This is a genomic window from Dolichospermum sp. UHCC 0260, assembly GCF_009711985.1.
Lineage (GTDB): Bacteria > Cyanobacteriota > Cyanobacteriia > Cyanobacteriales > Nostocaceae > Dolichospermum > Dolichospermum lemmermannii.
Genome location: NZ_VIKZ01000045.1, coordinates 1 through 1,039, shown reverse-complemented (window position 1 = coordinate 1,039; position 1,039 = coordinate 1). Strand labels below are relative to the sequence as shown.

Annotated in this window: 1 protein-coding gene; it reads left to right on the top strand. The window is 43.3% G+C overall.

Annotated elements, in window-relative coordinates:
* Nucleotides 1-1,039, top strand: a 1,039-nt coding sequence (locus tag FJR08_RS23030) for a lectin-like protein (RefSeq protein ID WP_305791125.1), incomplete at both ends; no start/stop codon positions are given.

Here is a 1,039-nt window from a genome sequence, read left to right as displayed (position 1 = left end):
GGTGGGTAACTACGCTTATGTTGCTGATCAATTTCATGGTTTAAGCATTATTAATGTCGATGATACTTTTGTTGAGTATAACGGCAGCAGATATCTCTTAACTGGTCAGGGTACATGGGAACAAACTCAAGCACAGGCACAGAGTTTAGGGGGAAATCTTGTCACCGTCAACAATCAAGCCGAGCAAGATTGGTTAGTCACTACCTTTGGTGGTACTGAACCTCTGTGGACTGGTTTGACAGATAAGGATATAGCTGGACAATACAAATGGGCAAGCGGTGAAACTTCTACTTACACTAATTGGTATCCAGGTGAACCATCTAGTAGTGCAGACCATGTTCAAGATTATGTGTATATTAATTATAAGCAGCCTGGCAAGTGGGATGATTTAGGTAATGAACTTCAACTCAGAGGCATCATTGAAATCGTTTTACCCACCATTACCCTAGCGGTATCACCCAGCAGTGTGACTGAAAATGGTACAGCCAACCTAGTTTATACCTTCACCCGCACAGGTGCGACAACTAACATCTTAACCATTAACTACGGCATTACAGGTACAGCCGACAGTACAGACTATACAGGAGCAACACCAGGAACAGGAAAAACCATCACCTTTGCGGCGGGTGCAAGTACAGCCACTCTCACTATTGACCCCACAGCAGATACCACCGTTGAAAGTAATGAAACTGTGGCTTTAACTTTAGCTTCAGGAACAGGTTACACCGTTGGTACAACCACAGCCGTCACGGGAACTATTACCAATAATGAGGTCAATTTTGGTAATATTTATACGGCTCACACAGACTTAACTCTAGCGCAAGGATGGAATAGCTTTGATAAATACCCACGCCAGTTAGCAGATGTGAATGGTGATGGACGTGCTGATATTATTGCCTTTGGTTATGATCATGTCTTTGTCTCTATTGGAAAAGCTGACGGCACTTTTGCACCTAAAATTACAGCCCTGAACAATAATTTTTCTTACGCAACGGGGTGGACTAGTTTCGATCAATATCCACGCCAGGTAGCAGATGTC